Annotated in this window: 2 protein-coding genes; one reads left to right on the plus strand and one right to left on the minus strand. The window is 67.4% G+C overall.

Features of this window, described 5'->3' with window-relative positions:
* On the plus strand, positions 1 to 631 hold a 631-nt coding region (locus AC062T_RS13585; RefSeq protein ID WP_476030885.1), incomplete at its 5' end, for an amidohydrolase family protein.
* Positions 632 to 722: 91 nt separating this feature from the next.
* Here AC062T_RS13585 and AC062T_RS13590 read toward each other — a convergent pair.
* On the minus strand, positions 723 to 3,383 hold a 2,661-nt coding region (locus AC062T_RS13590), incomplete at its 5' end, for an SCO7613 C-terminal domain-containing membrane protein (protein ID WP_476030887.1).

The following is a 3,383-nucleotide window of genomic DNA, read 5'->3' on the forward strand; positions in this document are numbered from 1 at the left end:
ACTCTCCGGTCCCGATTCGCACGGCCTGCTCACCCTGCCGCCCGATGAGGTGATGCCACTCATCCGGCGTGCCGTTGACGCCGGCATCGAACCGACCGTTCACGCGATCGGTGACCATGCGAATGCTCTGGTGCTGGATGCTTATGAGCAGTTGGGCATCCCGGGCCGCATTGAGCATGCACAGCTTTTGCGGGAGTCGGATGTTGCGCGGTTTGCGCAGTTGGGCATCGTGGCGAGCGTGCAGCCCGAGCACGCGATGGATGATCGGGATATCGCCGACCGATTCTGGGAGGGGCGAACGCAGCGATCGTTCATGCTGCGGTCTCTGCTGGATGCCGGGGTCGAACTCGCGCTGGGTTCCGATGCTCCTGTCGCCCCGCTTGATCCGTGGGTGACCATCGCGGCGGCCGTCTCGCGGTCTCGCGACGGCCGCGCGCCGTGGCATCCCGAACAAGCAATTTCGGTGGGGGATGCGCTGGTCGCATCCACTCGCTCCCGCATTGGGGAAGGCGAAGTTGCCGACCTCGTTGTCCTCGATGCTGACCCCTGGGCAGACTCCGGTGACGACGTGCGACGCATGCCTGTTGTTGCGACGCTTCTGGCCGGGCGCTTCACCCATCGGGACGTGTAGTCACGTCCACGGTGCCGTGATCAAGCGCAGTGCGACGACGCCGTGACGTGACGTGACGTGACGTGCTGTGACGTGCTGATGCTGCGTGCTGCTATCGGAGCGAGGCGATGCTGCCGACGGCCCGCTTGACGTCCCGCATCCGGTGTTCGTATCGGATGGCGATGGCCACGAGTAGTACTCCGCCGATTCCGGCCCAGACATACCAGTCCGCGGCTTCGTAGATCGCTACGATCTGGGGCGCAAAGGTTCTCAGCGCGTGCACGAGCACCACAACGGTTCCGATGATGAACGGGGCTTGCAGACGCAGCGCAACGCCAGCGACGATTGTCGCCACTCCGACGATGCCGAGAGCGACGAGCCTCCAGGCGACGGGCTCGGTGAACGTGAGCAAGAGTGTGGGCAGCAGTAGCAGTGCGAGGCCCGGGCCCAGTGCCGGCCAGCTCCCGCTTCGCGGGTTGCGAGAAAGGCGCAGCGCTCCTGTGGCGACCAAGGCCAAGGCGACCGGTGCTGTGACCATCTCCGGTGCCTCAACGTAGGCAAGCCCGAGCAGAGCGGCGACCCCGGCAAGCCCGACGGCGGTCCACGCCGCAGGGGAGCCGAACGCTGCGGCGAGCGGCACGCGGCGTGCGAATGCTGCGACGTGAATCGCGCTCAGCGCCGCGACGACGACAACGACGCGGAGGGACGCACTGACCGGTGAGCCTTCGGGCGTGGCAATCACCGCGCCGAGTTCGTAGAGGGCGGCTGTGGTGATCGCGGCGACGACGAGCGCCTGGCCGAGCCTTGGACCGCTGATGGTCACTTTGCCCACGGTGAGCTGCTCCCGGCGGCTCACGAACGCGGCAGACAGGACGAGCGCACAGATCGATGGCGCAAGCCACATCTCCAGCACCCCTGCAGGCGAGGAGATCGCTTCTCCGGCGCGGAGCACGGTGACGAGAGCGGTGCCTACAAGCCCGGCACTAGCAACTGCAACAGCCGCGAGCCGGGAGAACTCAGTACGCCCGGGGGTGGCGTCGGCCGTTGTCGGGGTTGAGTTGTGGGAGCGGCTCAGCACGGCTGTTCCGACAACCAGCAATATCGCGGAGACGAGCACAACGACAGCGGCCCTCACCAGGTCGCTCGTGTCGGCGCCGGAGGAGGCGAGCCCGACCGGCACGATCGCGAGCACGAGTCCCCAGAAAAGAAGCTGCGCCGCTGAGAGCGAAGCGTTCCGGCGCATTCGGATGAGCACGGCGATGGCGATGAGAGACGCGGCCGGGGGCAGGACGAACGGTTCAATGGCGCTGACTCCGGCGTCGGTCAGTGCCCACCACAGCGCGACTACCGCTAAGAACAGCGCAACCCATCCGAGGTGGCGACGAGGCGCTCGAGAGCTGACGAGACCATCGCGTGAGCTGGCGGCGATCGCCGCGGTCACGGCGCAGACAAGCAGCACAATCCAGCCCGTTTGGTTGGGCGACCCGATTGCGACGGTGAGCGCCAGCAGAGCCGTTATGGCGACGCCGATATCCACGCCACGCCGGGGCGCTGCAGTCCACACCAGGGCAACTGCGGCGATGAGCGCTGCAGCCACGGCGGCGTCCAGCCCAGCGGGCACCCCGCCGGGAGCAGCCAGATTCGCCGCTGCGTTCAGCGCCACCGCGAAGGCGGGCGCGATGAGCAAAGCTGCGCAGAAACGTTCGACGAGGGGAGAGGCGATGCCCCAGAGCGCTGTGGCCGCAGCGGTCACAGATGCACCGGCAAAGACCAACAGTGAGATGGAGGGGGGCGCATTCTCTGCCGGATAGATGGCCCACACGATGGCCGACGTGATGAGGGCAGCGAGGGTGATCCACCACACGAGACGTCGTTCTAGCGTGGTGATCCAGCCCAGGTCCAGCGCGGCTACGGCGCTGAGCCCTCCGGCCAGGATGGCGACCGCCGCGGCGGACGTGAGTGCGGCGTTGCCCGAACCAGCAGGGGCGAGAAGCCATCCGCCGTAGGCGATGCCGATGAGGCTAAGGGACACGGCTCCGCCTGTGACGAGCGCGCGAGACCACGCAGCGGAGCACACGATGATTCGAGCTACGACGAGCGCGGCCACCGTCACGATCGTCGCCGGGAGCCAGGTGTCGTCGGCAAGCCACCCGGCAAGCCACGTGGTGGCAAAGCCGCCGAGCGCCGCTGTTCGTGCTGCCGCGGGGTAGCTACGAGGCATCCGACGGAGGACGACAAGACCGATCGTGCCGAGGGCGGTGCTGGCGGCGAGCACGAACCACGCCGAGGGGAGCAGCGTTAGGGCGAATAACAGCACCGCCACGCCCGAGGGTATGAGCCACGGCAACGCCGACCGCAATCTGCCGAGCAGGCGCAGGCAGAGTGCCGTCGTAGCGACGGCAAGGGTGAGCGCAGCGAGCGAGTACATGACGAGAGCGAAGGGCATACGCGCGGCGGCGCCCGACGAGACCGGTTCAAGGTCTACTGCGTCGCCTAGGAAAGCGACCCAGTGGCCCACTGCGATGAATGCTGCGGGGAGCACGGCAAGCGCGGATACGGCGGCCGCCGCGCAGACTGCCGCGTTTGCCTGGGCCCGCTGGGCGGTGACGGCATTGCGGATGATGAGCAGCACGACGGTCACAGCGAAGGCGAGGGCCGGGGCGATGAATGTGATGGACTCGTCGCTGCGATCCGAGATGGTTGAGGTAGCGGCTGCCACCGCGAGGGCCGCTCCCGAGGCGCCTGCGAACACGATGGACGACACCTGGTCGAA

The organism is Homoserinimonas sp. (assembly GCF_056262345.1).